The organism is Cupriavidus necator A5-1, assembly GCF_000744095.1.
In the GTDB taxonomy this organism is placed as follows: Bacteria; Pseudomonadota; Gammaproteobacteria; order Burkholderiales; family Burkholderiaceae; genus Cupriavidus; species Cupriavidus necator_A.
In genome coordinates this window covers 1,772,155-1,790,146 of the sequence record NZ_JQLI01000001.1, presented here as the reverse complement: position 1 = coordinate 1,790,146, position 17,992 = coordinate 1,772,155, and the positions used below count along the sequence as shown (strand labels likewise).

General features: G+C 67.7%; 12 protein-coding genes. 7 read left to right on the top strand and 5 right to left on the bottom strand.

What is annotated here, in order from left to right; translation table 11 throughout:
* Nucleotides 1-168: 168 nt before the first annotated feature.
* Nucleotides 169-1,119, bottom strand: coding sequence for a LysR family transcriptional regulator (locus K307_RS07840; RefSeq protein WP_042877464.1), 951 nt, complete (start codon nt 1,117-1,119; stop codon nt 169-171).
* 119 nt (nt 1,120-1,238) lie between these two features.
* On the opposite strand from K307_RS07840, the gene K307_RS07835 reads away from it, so the two are divergent.
* The 3 genes from K307_RS07835 (at nt 1,239) to K307_RS07825 (ending at nt 4,634) form a co-directional block, all read left to right on the top strand.
* Nucleotides 1,239-3,068 carry a gamma-glutamyltransferase family protein gene (locus K307_RS07835; RefSeq protein WP_042877463.1) on the top strand — a complete coding sequence of 610 codons (1,830 nt, stop codon included), beginning with the start codon at nt 1,239-1,241 and terminating at the stop codon, nt 3,066-3,068.
* Nucleotides 3,069-3,142: 74 nt separating this feature from the next.
* Complete coding sequence (locus tag K307_RS07830) at nt 3,143-4,120, top strand: Bug family tripartite tricarboxylate transporter substrate binding protein (RefSeq protein ID WP_042877462.1); 978 nt, start codon at nt 3,143-3,145, stop codon at nt 4,118-4,120.
* Between the two features lie 10 nt (nt 4,121-4,130).
* The gene (locus K307_RS07825) at nt 4,131-4,634 is read left to right on the top strand and encodes a GAF domain-containing protein (RefSeq protein WP_042877461.1); all 504 of its coding nucleotides are present in this window, start codon (nt 4,131-4,133) and stop codon (nt 4,632-4,634) included.
* Nucleotides 4,635-4,664: 30 nt separating this feature from the next.
* Here the strand turns inward: K307_RS07825 and K307_RS07820 are convergent, their stop codons facing one another.
* The 4 genes from K307_RS07820 to K307_RS07805 form a co-directional block, all read right to left on the bottom strand.
* Nucleotides 4,665-9,746 (bottom strand): RHS repeat domain-containing protein, encoded by a 5,082-nt coding sequence (locus K307_RS07820; protein WP_042877460.1) that lies wholly within the window; start codon nt 9,744-9,746, stop codon nt 4,665-4,667.
* 123 nt (nt 9,747-9,869) lie between these two features.
* Complete coding sequence (locus K307_RS07815; RefSeq protein ID WP_230625583.1) at nt 9,870-10,409, bottom strand: hypothetical protein; 540 nt, start codon at nt 10,407-10,409, stop codon at nt 9,870-9,872.
* Between the two features lie 323 nt (nt 10,410-10,732).
* Nucleotides 10,733-11,584 carry a nucleotidyl transferase AbiEii/AbiGii toxin family protein gene (locus K307_RS47660; protein WP_155301105.1) on the bottom strand — a complete coding sequence of 284 codons (852 nt, stop codon included), beginning with the start codon at nt 11,582-11,584 and terminating at the stop codon, nt 10,733-10,735.
* Nucleotides 11,565-12,632, bottom strand: a complete 1,068-nt coding sequence (locus K307_RS07805; RefSeq protein WP_155301104.1) for a type IV toxin-antitoxin system AbiEi family antitoxin — start codon at nt 12,630-12,632, stop codon at nt 11,565-11,567. Before K307_RS07805 ends, K307_RS47660 begins: the two co-directional genes overlap by 20 nt.
* Before the next feature lie 165 nt (nt 12,633-12,797).
* Here K307_RS07805 and K307_RS07800 point away from each other — a divergent pair, with 165 nt between their 5' ends.
* Genes K307_RS07800 through K307_RS07785 form a run of 4 tightly spaced genes read left to right on the top strand, consistent with a single transcriptional unit; the run spans nt 12,798 to nt 17,985 of the window.
* The gene (locus K307_RS07800) at nt 12,798-13,541 is read left to right on the top strand and encodes a DUF3348 domain-containing protein (protein WP_042877459.1); all 744 of its coding nucleotides are present in this window, start codon (nt 12,798-12,800) and stop codon (nt 13,539-13,541) included.
* 10 nt (nt 13,542-13,551) lie between these two features.
* The gene (locus tag K307_RS07795; protein WP_042877458.1) at nt 13,552-16,689 is read left to right on the top strand and encodes a DUF802 domain-containing protein; all 3,138 of its coding nucleotides are present in this window, start codon (nt 13,552-13,554) and stop codon (nt 16,687-16,689) included.
* On the top strand, nt 16,686-17,333 hold the full coding sequence (locus tag K307_RS07790) for an OmpA family protein (RefSeq protein ID WP_042877457.1): 648 nt from the start codon (nt 16,686-16,688) through the stop codon (nt 17,331-17,333). The genes K307_RS07795 and K307_RS07790 overlap by 4 nt, the downstream gene beginning before the upstream one ends.
* Nucleotides 17,326-17,985: a DUF2894 domain-containing protein gene (locus K307_RS07785; RefSeq protein WP_042877456.1), complete on the top strand. Its 660-nt coding sequence runs from the start codon at nt 17,326-17,328 to the stop codon at nt 17,983-17,985. Before K307_RS07790 ends, K307_RS07785 begins: the two co-directional genes overlap by 8 nt.
* Nucleotides 17,986-17,992 lie beyond the last annotated feature (7 nt).

Below are 17,992 nucleotides of genomic sequence, written 5' to 3'. Positions count from 1 at the left end.
GGGACCTCGGCGGCCAGCGGGACGCTGGCGCGGACCTAAACCGCAATCAAAACAAGTGGATAGGAAAGGATTTCGGGAGAAACCCTAGGCGGCCCTGGGACAGCCGGAATGTGTCGGAGCCGGCTCGCGGATGGGGAGGCGTGCGATGCGTGGGACGGGCCATCCGGCTCACTCCCCCTCCCACCGCAACGCCCCCAGGCAAGCCACCAGCGCCGCCACCACATCATCCTCCACCGCCTGCCGCCGCCACATCACCCCCACCGGTGGCAGATCCCAGCTAAGCGCATGCGGCAACGCCGTCGCCCCCTTGGAGTCGACCAGTTCACTGGCGACTGCCTTCGGCACGATGGTCGCCGCCGCCGGATGCTTGCGCATCAGCGTGGCCATGGTCTTGATCGAATAGGTTTCGACGATCGGCGTGGGCTGCGCCACCCCGGCCACCGCGAAGATGGTGTTGATGGTGCGCCGGATCGGCGTGTTGGGCGGTGGCAGGATCCAGTCGCGCTCGGCCAGCTGGCGCCAGTCGAGCGGGCCGCGCGCCAGCCGGGCGGCGGCCGCGGTGGGCACAACCAGCGCCGGTTCTTCGCGGTACAGCGGCTGCTGCGCGATGTCCGCGCCCGGCGCATAGAAAGTGCGCGCCACCACGCAGTCCAGTTCGTGCTCGCGCAGTGCGCTGACCAGTTCGTCGGTGGTGCCTTCGCGTACCAGCACCGAGACCCGCGGTGTCTGCCTCAGGCCGAAGGTGCAGGCGGCGTCGAGCACGCTGCGGCTGATGTACGGAATCACGCCGATGCGCAGCCGGCCTGACAGCCCGGACTCGATCGCCGCCAGTTCGCGCCCCAGCGCATCGGCATCGGCCAGCGTCAGCCTTGCATGCGCCAGCACCGCACGGCCGGTGGGCGTGGGCTCCAGTCCGCGCCGGGTGCGGGTGAACAGCGGCACCATGAAGATGTCTTCGATCTCGCGCAGGGTCTTGGTGACGGCCGGCTGCGACAGGTTGAGCTCGGCCGCCACCCGCGACACCGAACGCTGGCGCTCCAGCGCCAGCAGCAACGGCAGGTGCCTGAGGCGCAGGCGGGACACGAGGTTGTGGACCAGCTTGTCGGGGGCGATGGACACGGCGCTTCCTGCAATGGAGGGGCAAGGCGTATTACCGGATGGTAATACCACAATAACCAAAGAGGCACTGCTGGTTATTTGCCAGTCCTATACTGCCTGCAACACAGGAGCTGCAAGCCATGTTCACCACCCGTCCCGAGATCGTTGGCACCTTTGGCGTCGCCGCCTCCACGCACTGGCTGGCCGCGCAGACCGCCATGGGCGTACTGGAGCGCGGCGGCAATGCCTTCGACGCCGCGGTCGCCGCCGGCTTTGTGCTGCAGGTGGTCGAGCCGCACCTGAACGGCCCCGGCGGCGAAGTGCCGATCGTCTACTGGAGCGAGCGCGAACGCGCCATGCGCACGGTCTGCGGCCAGGGCCCGGCCCCGGCGCTGGCCGATCCGGATGCGCTGCGCGCCATGGGCCTGGACCTGGTGCCCGGCATCGGCCTGATACCGGCCGCCGTGCCCGGCGCCTTTGGTGCGTGGCTGACGATGCTGCGCGAGCATGGCACCTGGTCGCTGGCCGACGTGCTGGCGCCCGCCATCGGCTATGCGCGCGACGGCTTCCCGCTGGTGCCGCGCATCTCCCGCGCGATCCTGGCGGTGCAGTCGCTGTTCCGCGACGAGTGGCACAGCTCGGCACAGACGTGGCTGCCGGACGGCAAGGTGCCGCGCCCCGGCAGCCTGCATACGCTGCCGGCGCTGGCGGCCACCTACACCCGCATCGTCGAAGAGGCCCAGCGCCACAGCGATACCCGCACCGGCCAGATCGATGCGGCGATGGACTGCTGGTACCGCGGTTTCGTCGCGCAGGAGATCGACGCGTACTGTCGCAATACACCGGTGCGCGACACCACCGGCGACAAGCACACCGGCCTGCTGCGCTATGACGACATGGCCAACTGGGCGCCGGAAATCGAGGCTCCCGTCACGCTGGAATTCGGCCGCTACACCGTGGCCAAGTGCGGCATCTGGAGCCAGGGCCCGGTGTTCCTGCAGCAGCTGGGCATGCTGCGCCACGCCGGGCTGGAGCAGCACGCGCCGGACTCGCCGGAGTTCGTGCACCGCATTGCCGAGGCCACCAAGCTCGCCATGGCCGACCGGCTGGCCTGGTATGGCGATCCGCATTTTGCGCAGAGCCCGCTGGCGGCGCTGCTGGACGATGGCTACCTGGCGACGCGTGTGCAGCGCATCGGCGCGCGTGCCGCGTTGTCGCTCGACCCGGGCACGGTGAACGGCATCGCGCCGCGCCTGCCCGACCTGGCTGCGGCCGAGCGCACGCTGCAGCGCGCCGACGTGCGCTTCGGCGTGGGCGAGCCGACCTTTGCCGAACTGCCGCCGGTGGCCGAATGGGCCGAGCAGGAGATCTTTGTCGGCGATACCTGCCATATCGACGTGATCGACCGCCACGGCAATATGGTCGCGGCGACGCCGTCGGGCGGCTGGCTGTCGTCGAGCCCGACCATCCCGTCGCTGGGCTTTGCCCTCAATACCCGCCTGCAGATGACCTGGCTGGAGCCCGGCCTGCCCAACACTCTCGCGCCCGGCAAGCGGCCGTGCACCACGCTGTCGCCGTCGCTGGCGCTGCGCGACGGCGAGCCCTACATGGTGTTCGGCACGCCAGGCGGCGACCAGCAGGACCAGTGGTCGCTGGCGTTCTTCCTGCGCCATGCCGTGCATGGCATGAACCTGCAGGAGGCGATCGATGCGCCGGCCTGGCATATCGACCACTTCCCGGCATCGTTCTGGCCGCGCCAGACCGTGCTCAACCGCATCAGCGTCGAATCGCGCTTTCCTGAAAGCACCCTGGCGGCGCTGCGCGAACGCGGCCACGAAGTGCGCGTGGGCGAGCCCTGGTCCGAGGGCCGCATGTCGGCCTGCTCCCGCGAGTTCGATGCCGGCGGCCGGCTGGTGCTGCGCGCCGGCGCCAATCCGCGCGGCATGCAGGGCTATGCGGTCGGGCGCTGACGATTGAAGAGATCACTGGCAATAAATACGGCGGCCGCATCGTGCGCCCGCCCGGGACGAGGAGGAGTAAGACAATGCGGTTGATCACCAAGACCCTGCTGGGCGGCATGGCCGCGCTGGCGATGTGCTTTACCGGCGCGGCGCGCGCGGCCGACAACTGGCCGCAGAAGCCGATCACGCTGATCGTGCCGTGGGCCGCCGGCGGCTCGACCGATATCCTGGCGCGCGTGCTGTCCGAACACCTGACCCGCTCGCTCGGCCAGCCGGTGATCGTGGACAACAAGCCGGGCGCGTCGGGCAATATCGGCTCGGCCATGGTGGCGCGCGCCAAACCCGACGGCTACACGCTGCTGGTCGGCTCGATGAGCACGCACGCGATGAACCCCGCGCTGATGCCGAACATGCCCTTCCGCGGCGTGGAGGACTTCACGCCGCTGGGCCTGCTGGCCTATGTGACCAACACCATGGTGATCCATCCGTCGGTGCCGGCACAGAACGTCAAGGAGCTGATCGCCTACGCCAAGGCCAACCCGGGCAAGCTGGCCTACGCCAGCGCCGGCCCCGGCTCCACCAACCACCTGAGCGCGGTGCTGTTCGAGAAGATGGCCGGCGTCCAGATGCTGCACGTGCCCTACAAGGGCGGCGCGCCCGCCGTGGTCGATACCGTGGCCGGGCAGACCCAGCTGCTGTTCTCCGCCGGCACCCAGACGCTGCCGCACGTGAAGGGCGGCAAGCTGCGCCTGCTGGCCGTCACCGAGAGCAAGCGCTCACCGTTGCTGCCCAATGTGCCGACCGTGGCCGAGACCGTGCCCGGCTACGAGCTGGCGGTCTGGTACGGCGCCTTCGGGCCGAAGGGCATGCCGGCGGACCTGACCGCGCGTCTGAACCGCGAGATCAACGCCGTGATGTCCCTGCCCGAGGTCAAGGCCAAGATGAACGCCATCGGCGTCGAGACCGCGACGTCCACCCCACAGCAGTTCAGCACCATCCTGCACCGCGATGCCGACCGCTACGGCAAGCTGATCCGCGAACTCGGCATTAAGGGGGAATGACGTGAGCCATATGCGCACGGCCCTGCTGGTGGCCAAGGCCAACGTCCTGTGCGACCGCCTGCAGCAGGCCCAGGATCCCGCCGCCGCGTTCGATGCGATCGGCGCCGCAACCCTGCAGACGATGGGGCCCGGCCTGCTGACGATCAATGCCTGGCATGCCGGGCAGGCACAGATCGAACGCCTGTGGTCGTCCGATACGTCCGCGTACCCGGTCGGCGGGTGCAAGTCGAAGGGCGACAGCCCGTGGCGGCGCCAGTTGCTCGAACGCGGGGAGCTCTTTATTGGCGAGGGCGACGCTGCGCTGGCGGCGGTGTTCGACGATGTGCAGTTGATCCGTGGCCTCGGCTGCACGGCCGTGGTCAATGTGCCCCTGTGCCACCAGGGGCGGGTGATCGGCACCTTCAACTACCTGGCGGACCGGGCGGAGTGGTCGGCGGCGGAGCTGGCGGCATTGCGGGTGCTGGCGGCGCTGGCCGGGTCCGCGGTACGGGATTTTCTGGCGGCGCGAGGCTGACAGCAAAGGCCAGCCCCGCGCCGCCGGGCCTCAGCTCGGCCTGAACATCTTCCAGTTCGTAAACGTAAACCGGTCAATCTCCGGATATCCCCCGAACACCGGCCGCTGCAGCGCATCGGCAATGGTCTGGGCATTGGAGAACGCACCGAAACACGTCATCAACTTGACTGGCGTCTGGTTGGTCGTGCCGGTCCCGCCGACCAGATCCGGGTTCTGCAGCAGGTATTTGGCAAACAGGCTGCCCTTGATTGGCCGCACATAGTTGGGCTCGCCGGCCAGCGCACCGCCGGGCTGGTATTCGACGCTGGCGAACATGGTGTTGCCGGCGCCGTGGGCGGCGATGGTGTCATAGGTGCGTGATCCGGGCTGGTAGTCGAGAGTCTGCGCGGATTCATAGTTCTTGTAGAGCTTCATATACTGGTTGGCGGACTTCACCGCCTCGTCCTGGGGCGCCATGACCAGCAGGCGCTCGCGCAGCTGGGTGAGGCTGTTCTTCGCGGGCGTGATCAGGTCGAGCTCGGCCTCCGTCAGCGCCACCGGAATGAGATTGGCGCTGAGCTTGCCCAGATAAGCGCCCGAGGTCAGCAAGCCGCCGCCCACGCCCGCTGCCGCCCCGACCGCCATGCTGATCGCGGTGCTGGCGCTGAAGAACGGCTGCCCCGTCATCAGCGAGGTGGCGCCCGACGCCGCGGCCGCGCCGGCCACGCCGCCCGCCACGCTCGAACAGATGATCCCGATATTGGTGATCGCCCGCTGCGACATGCCCTGCGCCAGCGCGGCCGACATCGCCGTGCGCCCCACATAGCCGCCGACACCCGCCCCGACAACCCCGCCCACGCCGCCGCTGACCAGGTCGACCAGCGCGCGCTGCGCGGTAAAGGTCTGCCCCGCGATCGCCGCGTTGGTGGCATCGCCGGCCAGTGCGCCGACGCCGCCGGCCAGCGCCGTGGCCCCCACGCTGGCAGCCACCGATTCGGTGCCGAACACCGCTGCCGCGACGATGCCGCCACCGACGCCGGTGAGCACGGTCGCCGCGATCCCCACCACCGCCCCGGCCACCAGGCCGATGATCTCGGCCGTCTCCATATGCCCGTTGGGGTCGACCAGGTTGATCGGATCCCCCGAGCAGTAGGCGTAGCGGTTGTCCTTGGTCAGGCTGTCCATGCTCATGAACGCCATCAATGCCGGGTTGTAGTAGCGCGCGCGCAGGTAGACCAGGCCGGTGGACGGGTCGGCGAACTCCTGGCGCCAGGTGAAGCTCATGCTGGGGTCGACGGCGGCATCGCCGACCGGCTCGCCGTAGGCGGCGTAGTCGAGCGCAAGCGCCGCCCCGTCCTGCTGCAGCAGCGACGTCGACTCGCCGCTGGGCAGGTAATAGGCAGGCGTGCCGCTGCTGCCGTACGCGGCGCGGCGGCTCGCGGCATCGATCAGGAAGCTGGTCCATGCCGCCTGGCCGGTGCCGGCAGCGGTGCCGCCCGTCGTGGCGGTGGCGGCCACCGCGTTCGCCGCGCCGGCGTTGTAGTAGAAGCCCAGCGCCGCGCCAGACGCCGCGCGCGATGCCAGCGCCCCGTCGGGGTAATAGCCGTAGGCCGCCAGCGAGCTGGTCCCCTGGCTGACGGACACCAGCTGGTCCAGCACGTTGTACGCATAGGTGCGCCCGGTCCCGTCGGCAATCATGCGGCCATTGGCGTCATAGTTGATGCCGGACAGCGTGAGCTGGTCGATCTCGTTGTAGGTGTAGGACTGGGTCGTGCCGCCTTGCGCGCGCTGCAGCACGTTGAAGTTGCCGTCGTAGGCAAAGGCGGCGACATCCTGCGGCTGCCCGCCGGTATAGGTCGTGGTCGATCCCGTGAGCTGGTTCAGGCCGTCATAGCGCATCTGGCGCGCCAGGTTCACCGCCGCGGCAGCGGAGGTCGCCGACGACAGCGCCAGGCTGGTGAGCCGGCCCGCGGCATCGCGCCCGTAGGTGGCGGCGAGCATCACCTGCCCCGCGCCATCCTTCGATACCACTGACGATGACTGCCCGAAGCCGTCATAGGCGAACGTGCGCGCGATCGATTCCGATCCGGCCAGGCTGTCGCCGACCAGCACGCCGGTGGCATGATTGACCGTGCCATAGCTGTAGCGCAGCGTATCGCCCGCATGCTGCCGTTGCGCCGGCCGGCCGTAGCTGTCGAAGGTGATGGTGCTGCTGGCGCCGGACGCGTCCGTGGCGGCAACCACGCGCGAATGCGCGTCGAGCGTGTAGGTCTGCGTGCACCCGTCCGGGTAGGTGACGGATTTGGCGCCGCCGTCGAGGTAATAGGCGTACGCCAGTACCTCTGACCCGCATGTGGTGCTCGCGACGCGGCCGTTGGGCAGGTAGGTATGGACGATGCTGCCGCCCGCCCAGCTGGTTTGCAGCAGTTGGCCGACGGCGTCGTACACGTAGTCGAGCACGGTGCGGTCAAAGCGGGTGCGCGTCGCCATGCGGCCATTGGCGTCATAGGTATATTTCTCGACCTGGCCGAGCTGGTTGGTCACCGACACCAGCCGGCCTGCGGCATCGAACGCCAGCGCCGCGCCCCGGTTTTCATAGGAGCGGCCGTCGTTGTAGGCGGTCTGCTTGACATAGCCGATGGCGTTGCCGAACAGGTCATAGCTGGTGCTGCGCGAGGTCTGCACGATGGCGCCGTTGACGCCCACGTACTCCTCGGCGGAGATCGCCCCTTCCACGTTGCGGGTAAAGCTCGCCTGGTACAGCACCGTGCCGGCACTTCCGGCGAGCGGCATCGACGCAAACTGTGCCTTGGCCGGCAAGCCGAAGCCATCGTAGGTCGTCTGTTGCTGCCTGGCATACGTCAGCGACGGGTCATCCGAGTCCGGTCGGGTCGTCACCGAGGTCGTGCGGCCAAAGCCGTCCATCGCCGTTACGCTGCGGATCTCGCCGTTCATGGCGTCGGTGACCGTGCCGGCGGCATCGTCATAGGCAGTGGTGGCCACGTTGCCCATCGGGTCCGTGGCCGATACCTGCCGGCTCAGGCTGTCGTAGCCGAAGCTGCTGACCAGGCCCAGATCATCGACGCAGCCAATGGTGCGGCCGAGGGCATCGTAGGTGAACTGGCGCAAGGTCCGGTTCGGCGCACTGCCGCCGCTCCTGGTCGGGTCGCCGTTGTCCATCACGGTGACCTGGCGGCCCAGCGCGTCGTAATAGTTCGCGGTCAGGTAGCCGGTCGGCCCCGTCGCCGTCACGCTGTTGATGCCGCCCGCAGCCGCCAGCGCATAGCTGGTGGTGGTGACATGGCCGAGCGGGTCGGTCTCCGTGGTCAGCCGTCCGATGGCATCGTAGGCATAGCTGGCCGTGCCGCCCAGCGGCGAAGTCACGCGGATAACGGGGCCCGTGGGCAACGATGTGTCATAAGTGCGGACGGTGGTATTGCCCACCGCGTCGGTGGTCGACAGGCTGTAGCCGTGCGAGGCCGCGTCGAACGCATACGCGTTGGTAGTGGTGGATGAACTGACGCCGCTCGCCGCGCGGCTCACGCCCGGCGACCACGCCAGCGTGGTGCTGGTCACCCTGCCGTTGGCATCGTAGGCATAGCTCTTGGTCTTCCACGGCGACCACGCCGCCTGCGCGTTCTGTCGGTACAGCACCGCGGAGGCGGCGATATTTTTCTGGTCCGACGTCAGCGTGTAGCTTACCTGCCGCTGGTATCCGCTCAGGCTGTCGGTATAGATCTCGGTCAGCGGCATCTCGCCGCCCCACGACGCGGCCGTGTAGGTGTTGACCGTCGAGGTCTGGCTCACATAGGTCTTCTGCGTGGGGTCGTAGAGGAATTCCTCGCTCGCCAGGATATGCCCGAACGCATCGTAGGACACGGTGGCCTGGCGCAGCGGCGCATACGCCGATTGCCCGGCATCGTAGACGAATTGCTGCGTCAGCACAGGCTGCGCGTAGGTGGTGGCGCGCGCGTGGTAGTCAGGATCGATGTTGTAGGTATAGAGCGCCCGGTATCCGTTGCCGACCGTCCCGTCGTTGCCGACCAGATAATGCTCCTCGCGCGTGGGCAGGTGCAGGTAATTGAAATACACGCGCGATGCCGCCAGCACCTTGCCGCCGGCATCCAGGCGGCTCACCAGCACATCGTAGGCGTAGAGCGTGTTGTTGCTCTCCATCAGGCTATCAGCGCTGCCGGACAGCCGGTAGCCCGCGCTCATGCCGGTAAAGGTCGCGCCGCCGCTGTCCGTGCCGAAGGCATAGTTGGTGTGCTCGAGGATATTGCCCTTGGCATCGAGGTGGTAATGGTCCGTAACCGCCGGGAAGAATCCCTGCGCCCCGCTGGCGGACAGGTAGCCCATGCTGGTGTACTGCAGCTGCGTCTTCAGGCCGGTGGGGTACTGGACCGTCGCCACCACGTTCTGGCCGGCCACGGTCTCATAGCCGAACACCGTGACATTTCCCAGCGGATCGCGCACGTTCTGCACGCCCTGCGCAGACCAGTTGATGGTGGTGGCGGTGCCGTCCGGCGTGGTGATCACGATCTGGTTGGCGCCGTACTGGAAGCGCGTGGTCTGCCCGAAGCTGTCGACGATATGGTCGAGCCGGTTGTTGGCCGGACCCGAGAACTGGTCGGTGTAGAAGTAGTTCACATGGTTGCCGAACAAGTCGTCATGCTCGACCAGCTTGCCGGTGGCATCGAAGTAATCGCGCGCGCCGTCGTTGTAGGCCAGCAGGAAGCTGTATGTCCCCGGCTGGCCTGACGGCAGCGGCTGCGGCGGCGTGATGCTCTGGAACTTCATGCCGTGGTCGTTCACATAGCGCAGGCCGGACTGGTAGCCGGTCACGTCCGACCACGCGGGATCGATGATGCTGGTCTTGCCCTGCGTGGTCAGCGACAGGCCCGGTACCACGAACGCAATGCCGAAGCCCCAGTTCGCCGGCAGCCCGAGCATGCCCTGCGCGCCCGCGGCATAGGTCAGGTTGATCGCCAGGCCGACGCCGCTGCTGATGCCGCGCAGGTTCACCAGGGCCTTGGACAGATTCAGCGACCCGGTATTGCGCGTCACGAACTCGTTCGCGGCGAACGACTGGTTGAATGCCTGGGAACCCTGGTATTGGGTGGTATCGGCCATGGCGGAACTCCTCTGGGGCGGATACGGCGCGCAGGCGCGCCCCCGCCGCGCGCATGCAGCGCGGCGGCGGGATGGTGGGCGGGAGGGTGGAGGACTACGCAGGCCCGAGGCCTGCTCGCCGGTTCAGCGGCTGGCTTCGGCGGTGGAAGTCGACTGCGGCTGGAAGATGATGTAGAGTGGGCCCTGCGTGCCCGAGTCCCATTGCTGCGACGTCGACGTACACAGGTTCTGGTTGCTGCAGACCGAGGTGCCGCGGGTGCTCTGCTCCAGCTTGATGTGATTCGAGCTGAAGATCGGGTGCGACCAGTCGCTCTGCGTCGAGCCGGAGTAGCCGGTGTCGTGCACCTTGTAGCTGAGCACCCAGATCGACTTGTCGGTCGCGCAGGTATCGCCGCCGCTGGAGCTGGACTTGCCTTCCACATAGCCGACCGATGCGCAGGTGACACCCGCGCTCGTGACCGTCATGCTCGCATCGTTGCCGGTCTTGTGCATGCAGTGGTCGACCGAACCGCCCGCGGTGAAATCGACCTTTATCGGCGTGATCGGTGCCGTCGGCAGGTAGACGCAGGCATTCATATTGGCGCCCGCACCCGCGTGCGCAAGCACGGGCAGGCAACCGACAGCCGCCAGCAGCGCGCCGGCCAGAACTCTGGAAGTGCTCATGATATTCCCCGGTGGTGGAAGAAAACCGCGATGAAACCTCACCTGCGCAACCCAGAACCGCCTCGTCTTTCAATCCGGCCCATGGCGCCCGACCGGCATCCGCGCACGGCGAAATGCGATGCAGGCGATGAAAGCCGCCAGGCCCGCGCGGCCTTCTTTCCTTCTTACATTTTGTAACGGCGTTTGTAGTAAAGCGGGCGCGTGCGGGGACGGCAAGTTACTCTTTTTTATTCTCGATGTTCGGATGGCTTCATGCGGTGGAGAGCTTGTGAAGGAGATGCCCTGACGTGCCCTCTGCCGGGTTCGCGCGAGCGAGGCGCTACCTATTCTCGTAGGCTTTTGACAAGAATGCCGAGCAGCCGATCAGCAAGCGCCTTCCCCTCCTCGACGTTTGGCCGTGTTCGCGCCATGTGCATGGCCAGCCGGACGATCAATATCGGATCGTTGAGAATCGCCTGGCATTGCGCCAATGTGGCCCGTTTCGCAAGCTTCGCGATATCCGCGCCAAGCAGCAGGACGCCAGCCGCATCGGGATCGTACCCAAGCGCCGCAAATACATCCTCGTCAAGTTCGAAGACGCGATCGATGTTTCCGGCCTCCGAATAATTGCGCATCAGCGTCAGCAGATCGTCGGCGTCCTTGGTATTGCCCGGGGCCCGGTCATGCCAGGCGAGGAGTTTGAACAGTGCCAGGCCGGGCAGTGAGGCAACGTTGACGATCAGGTCATCGGCTATCTTCACGCGCTCAGCGCTGGCGGCAGCTTCCGCATACCCGGCTACATTCATGAGGACCGTCATGTCGGGCGGCCAGCGCAGTTTCAGATCCGCGCCTGCAACGCCGCCGAACGGCACCAGATCCAATGGGTATGAGCGCGCATTCGCATGCACGTAATAGAACCGGTGTGGGGCATCAGTTGCTGCCCGAAACCCTGCGTGCTGCACTAACGCTGCGCCTATCTCGCCAAACTCCGCCCAGGTTTCGACCGCCACGGCGAAGTCCACATTCTTTGTTGCACGCGTAGCGGGCAAGCCATGAACATGTGTGAGCAGGATATCCCTGGCCGTGGCCCCGACCACAAGGTAACGAATGCCGCACCCATCCGTGATCCCATGCACGGCACGGAGAATCGCCACGGCAGCAGGATCCAGCGGCCGTTCAGAACTGATCGAGCGCATGCTGGATGACTCCCGCGCGTAACACGCCGGCCGCTTCCAGATTGCGTGAATCGAGGCTGGCCATCAGGTCCGCATAGACGACTACCGCTGGCGCGATGCCAGCATTCTCGACATTGCCCATTGACGCGGGCCAGAACGCTTCGAGAATTTCGATCGCGCCGTCCGGCTGAGGGCGCAACCGGTACTTCTGCATCAGGTGCTTGAGGATCGCGCCCTTGTGCTCTACGTCGACATACATGGTTTGGGTCTCCGCTTGCAGGAACCCCGTCATCTTCTCGGCGGCGACATCTCCGCTCCAATAAGCATTTCCTGAAACCTTCTCCAAAGCCGCGCGCCACCAGTCAGGATCGGGCGTGGCATATCGGCCGACTTGCAGTCGGGGCCGCAGGATGGAGGGATAGTTGGCGACCCATTCGTCAAGGACCCGGTCAGGCGCGGTCAGCCGCCGGCGCTTTGTCGTCGGCTCCTCCAGCAACAAACCTCGTGCTGCCAGTTCCCTGAACACCCCGCCGACAGACCCGAGGGCAATATCACTGGCTTGTGCAATTTCGCGATAGGTCGCCTGCAACAGGGACGGCCGGTTGAGCAGCGCGAGGATCATGCGCAAGGCTGTGGGATTACCGGTGCCTCGCGCCCTCGCCGGCAACAGGGTGGTATCGGGCCGTCGGCCACTCACGTAGACATAGAGACCTGGGGCTTCCAGGTAAGCGTTGCCGGCGGTGTCGATGCATTGCAGGCCGATGCCCCGGCAATGCCCGGCCAGGAAGGGACTGAGATAGGTCGTGATGAGCAGGTCGGGCGCTTTCCCTTCAAGACGCGTGCGAATAAGCGTCAACGCCGCGGTGTTGGCGATCGTGGTTTTCCACTCAGCGACGTAGCTCTGGACGATGGTTCCCCGCTTCAGCACCACCGGAAAATTGTGTGTGCTGTCGGTGGCAGGACGGACATAGACATCTACGCCCGAGGAACGTTTTAGCGCCTCAAACGCAACACCAACAGCACTTGTGATCACTTCGCTGTTCATATTCCACGGTTGTTCACTGTTCATGAACAAATGATAGATATGAACGCGAAGGCCATCAATGACGGAATTCTTCTCCTAACGTCGCCTTCTGCCAGTTCCCACGCATCCGCCCAGCCAGCGCCTTCAGCCCCACAACCGCCGGCCGCCCCCGCGGGCGTGTAAACTGCTGGATTTTTCCGACCCCGCAGCATGTCGCAAGCCCCCCGGCGCACAGGTTTCAGCGGCCCGACCCTGGTCCGGCTGCTGGCTCGCCTGACGGACGCCGATGTCCCCGAACCCGGAAACTCGCTTTCTGGCCAGCTAAGCCAATGGCTGGGCTGGGCGGATGCAATCGCCTTGTCGGCGGCGCTGAAGGGCAGCCCGCCGGCCGTGCCGCCAGGCACACGTGCATCCGACAGCACCGAGGAGGAGCGCGAGTGCGCCCGCGTGCGCACCGCGCTGGCCAATGCGGTCAGGGAAGACGGTGCTGGCGCCGGCAGGCGGCGCGGGCCGGCGCGGCCGTCCGCGCTACCGGATCCGGTGGAGGCGCAGGTCGACTACGCGGTCTATCGCCAGCGCTATGTGACGCAGCAACAGTCGATGGAGACCGCCATCGGCAACCTGCGCGGCCGCCTGCGCATTGCGCTGTCGGGCCGCGCACCCGGCATGGCGAAGCTGGCAATGGTCGACACCGTGATGGAGCGCGTGCTGGGGGCGCGCGAGCAGACCCTGCTGGGCACGGTGCCGACACTGCTGGAGGCGCACTTCCAGCGCTTGCGCCAGGCCGAGGCGGCGGCGCTCGCCGAGGCCCAGGCCGCGGGGCAACCCGCACCGGTCACGGCCGGCGCATGGCTGGCCGTGTTTCGCAAGGATATGCAGAGCGTATTGCTCGCCGAGCTGGACCTGCGCTTCCAGCCCATTGAAGGATTGCTCGCGGCGCTCCGTGACAGCTAATCAGGACATCATGACCCGATACCTCATCCATATTGTTGCTTTCCTGGCAGGCCTGGCCGTCGTGGGCTGGATCGGCGCCAGTTACGCGGGCTCGAACGCCCTGGCGCTGGTCGTCACCCTGCTGATCGGCGGCTGCTACCTGGCTGGCGCGTTCGAGCTGCAACGCTACCGGCAGGCCACCACGACCTTGTCGCAGGCGCTCTCCGGCCTGTCCGAAGCGCCGGCGAACCTCGCCAACTGGCTGGAGCGCCTGCATCCGAGCCTGCGCGATGCCGTGCGCCTGCGCATCGAGGGCGATCGCGTCGCCCTGCCCGGTCCGGCGCTGACGCCCTACCTCGTCGGCCTGCTGGTGTTGCTGGGCATGCTGGGCACCTTCCTGGGCATGGTGGCGACGCTGCGCGGCACCGGACTCGCGCTGGAAAGCGCAACCGACCTGCAGGCGATCCGCGCGTCGATGGCGGCGCCGGTCAAGGGCCTGGGCTTTGCCTTCGGGACCTCGGTCGCGGGCGTGGCCACGTCGGCGATGCTGGGGCTGCTGGCCGCGCTGTGCCGGCGCGAGCGGATCCAGGCCGCGCAGAGCCTCGACGCCCGCATCGCCACGGCCTTGCGCCCCTACTCGCGCGGCCACCAGCGCGAGGAAGCCTTCCGGCTGCTGCAGCGCCAGGCTGACGCGATGCCCGTGCTGGTCGACCGGCTGCAAGCCATGATGACCGCGATGGAACAGCAGAACCTGGCGCTGACCGATCGGCTCGCCGCCAGCCAGGACGCCTTCCACGGCAAGACTGAAGTGGTGTACACCCGCCTGGCGTCTTCCGTCGAGCAATCGCTGAAGGACAGCATCGCTGACAGCGCCCGCGCGGCCAGCGCAGCGATCCAGCCGGCCGTCGATGCCACCATGGCGGGCCTGGCGCAGGAAACCGCGTCCCTGCGCGAGACCGTGACGCAGGCCGTGCAGCAGCACCTGGACGGTGTGTCGACGCGCTTCGAGACCACGACCACCAACGTGGCCGAGATCTGGAGCCAGGCGCTGGCCGGACAGCAGCGTGCCAGCGAGGCGATCGCCAAAGACCTGCGCACCACCCTGGATGGATTTGCTCAGACCTTCGATCAACGCTCGGCCGGCCTGCTGGACGGCGTCGCCACGCGCGTCGACGCGGCGGCGGCCAGCGCCGCGGCAGCATGGACCGAAGCGCTGGGCAAGCAAGAGCGCGCCAGCGAGAAGCTCGCCGGCGACAACCAGCAGGCGCTCGCCAGCGCCACGGCCGCCTTTGCCCAGCAGTCCGCCGCGCTGGTGCAGGCCGTGGACCAATCGCATGCCAGCTTGCAGGCACAGCTGGCGGTGCGAGACGAACAGCGCCTGGCGGCCTGGACCGAAGCCCTGGGCGCGATGGCGGCATCGCTGCGCCAGGAATGGCAGCAGGCCAGCGCGCATGCCGCGACCCGCCAGCAGGAGATCTGCGAGACGCTGGCCAAAACCGCGAACGACATCGCCGCCCAGGCACAAACGCACGCCAGCAGCACCCTCGCCGAGATCGACCGCCTGGTGCAGGCCGCCGCGGAAGCCCCGAAGGCTGTCGCCGCGATGCAGGCGGAACTGGCCGCCAAGGATGAGCAGCGGCTGACGGCATGGACCAGCTCGCTCGGCGCCATGGCATCGGCGCTGCGCACGGAATGGGAACAGGCCGGCGCGCACACCGCGAGCCGGCAACAGGAGATCTGCGCAGCCCTCGCACAGACCGCACGCGACATCTCCACGCAGACGCAGGCGCACGCCAGCAGCACCATCGCCGAGATCGGCCGCCTGGTGCAGGTAGCAGCGGAGGCCCCGAAGGCCGCCGCCGTGTTGCAGGCCGAACTGGCTGCGCAGGACCAGCAGCGGCTGGCGGCGTGGACGGAGTCGCTCGGCGCCATGGCATCGGCGCTGCGCACGGAGTGGGAGCAGGCCGGCGCGCACACCGCGAGCCGGCAACAGGAAATATGCGCAGCCCTCGCGCAAACCGCACGCGACATCTCGACCCAAGCGCAGGCGCACGCCAGCAGCACCATTGCCGAGATCGACCGCCTGGTGCAGGTAGCAGCGGAGGCCCCGGAGGCCGCCGCCGCGATGCAGGCGGAACTGGCCGCCAAGGATGAGCAGCGACTCACCGCGTGGACCGGCTCGCTCGCTGCCATGGCCGCGTCGCTGCGCCAGGAATGGGAGCAGGCCGGCACCAGCACCGCAAGCCGCCAGCAGCAGATCTGCGAAGCGCTGGCACAGACCGCGCGCGATATCTCGACGCAAACACAGGCACACGCCAGCAGCACCATCGCCGAGATCGACCGCCTGGTGCAGGCCGCCGCGGAGGCCCCGAAGGCCGCCGCCGCGATGCAGGCGGAACTTGCCGCCAAGGACGAACAGCGGCTCTCAGCATGGACCGGTTCGCTCGCTGCCATGGCCGCATCGCTGCGCCAAGAATGGGAGCAGGCCGACGCCCACACCGCCAGCCGCCAGCAGGAGATCTGCGACACGCTCGCGCAGACCGCACGCGACATCTCGACCCAGACGCAGGCGCATGCCAGCAGCACCATCGCCGAGGTCTCGCGCCTGGTGCAGGCCGCCACGGAGGCGCCCAAGGCCGCGGCCGAGGTCATCGCCGAACTGCGCCAGAAGCTCACCGACGGCATGGCCCGCGACAACGCCATGCTGGAGGAACGCAGCCGCATGCTGGGGACACTGGGCACGCTGCTCGACGCCGTCAACCACGCCTCCACCGAGCAACGCACCGCGGTCGACAAGCTCGTCGGCACCACCGCCGACCTGCTCGACCGGGTCGGCACCCGCTTCACCGACAAGGTCGAATCCGAAGCCGACAAGCTCGCCGCGGTCGCCGCGCAGGTCACGGGCAGCGCCGTCGAGGTGGCCAGCCTGGGCGAAGCCTTCGGCGTGGCGGTGCAGCTCTTCAGCGATTCGAATGACAAGCTGATGGGCCACCTGCAGCGCATCGAGGCCGCGCTCGACAAGTCGATGGCGCGCAGTGACGAGCAGCTCGCCTATTACGTGGCGCAGGCCCGCGAAGTGGTCGACCTCAGCATGATGTCGCAGAAGCAGATCCTTGAAGACCTGCAGCAGCTCGGCGGCCAGGGCGCTTCCCGCGCAGAGGCGGCATGAGGGACGATTTCGACGCCGGCGTGGAGCCGACCGCGCCGGCCTGGGCCGTTTTCGGCGACCTGATGTCGGTGCTGCTGGGCGCCTTCGTGCTGATCCTGCTGGGCGTGATCGGCGTACAGCTCGAACTGACGGCGAGGCTGGAAGACGAGGTCAGGCAGCGGCAAGAGGAAGCGCAGCGCCGCGAGACGCTGGAGAAGGCGCTGGCCGGACCGCTCGCTGCCGGCCGGGTGACGCTGGTCAACGGGCGCATCGGCATCAACGGCAGCGTGCTGTTCTCGCTCAACTCCGACCAGTTGCAGCCCGAGGGCCGCGAAGTGCTCCGCAGCCTCGCAGCGCCGCTGTCGGCCTACCTGCGCAGCCGCGACGAGATCCTGATGGTCAGCGGCTTTACCGACGACCAGCAGGTACGCGAAGGCAACCGCCGCTTTGCCGACAACTGGGAACTGTCCGCGCAGCGCGCACTGACCGTGACCCGCGCCTTGATCGATGCCGGCGTGCCGCCCGCGTCGGTGTTCTCGGCGGCCTTCGGCTCGCAGCAGCCGGTGACGCCGAACGCGGACGCCGAAAGCCGCGCCCGCAACCGTCGCGTGGAAATCGCACCGATCCCGCGGGTGACCACGGGCACCGCCAAGCGCAATGGATAGCGACAAGAACGGCGACGTCCGCGCAACGCTCGATGCCTGGCGCGAGCGCGGCGCCGACCGGCTCGACCCGGTGCGCTTCCGCTTTATCGAAGCGCTGACCCGGCGCGCGGCAGGCCACAGCGGCGCCGCGCGGCGCCTGCTGGACGAGCGGCTGGCCAGCCTGGTCGAGGCCTATGGCAAGACCATGGAGAGCGCCGCGTGCGAAGGCGTTCACGCCAGCAGCGCCGTGCTCCCACGCAAGCCTGCCGCCGGCATGCTTGCCGGCCTGGTCGGCCACATGCAGGCCCACGCGCAGCCCGCGCAAAGCGCTCCCGCAACGCGCGCGCCCCTGCCGCGTCGCCCCGCTCCGGTCGAGCCGGAGCTGGTCGATTACTTCCGGGATACCTGGGCCAGGGTCAGCGTCGACCGGCAGCTGCGCCAGTCGCTGGAGCACGTGCCGGAGCATGCCGGCCCGCTCAACTCGAACCACCTGGTGCATCGTTCGCTGTCGCTGATGCGCGAGATGTCGCCGGGTTACCTGCACCAGTTCCTGTCGTACGTCGATGCGATGTCGTGGCTGGAACAGTTGAATGGCGGCGGCGCGGTGCCGGACAAGGAAACTGCAAGGGCCGGGAGTGCGAAGAAGACCGTGCGCGGGAAGCCGCGCAAGTAAGGGCTCG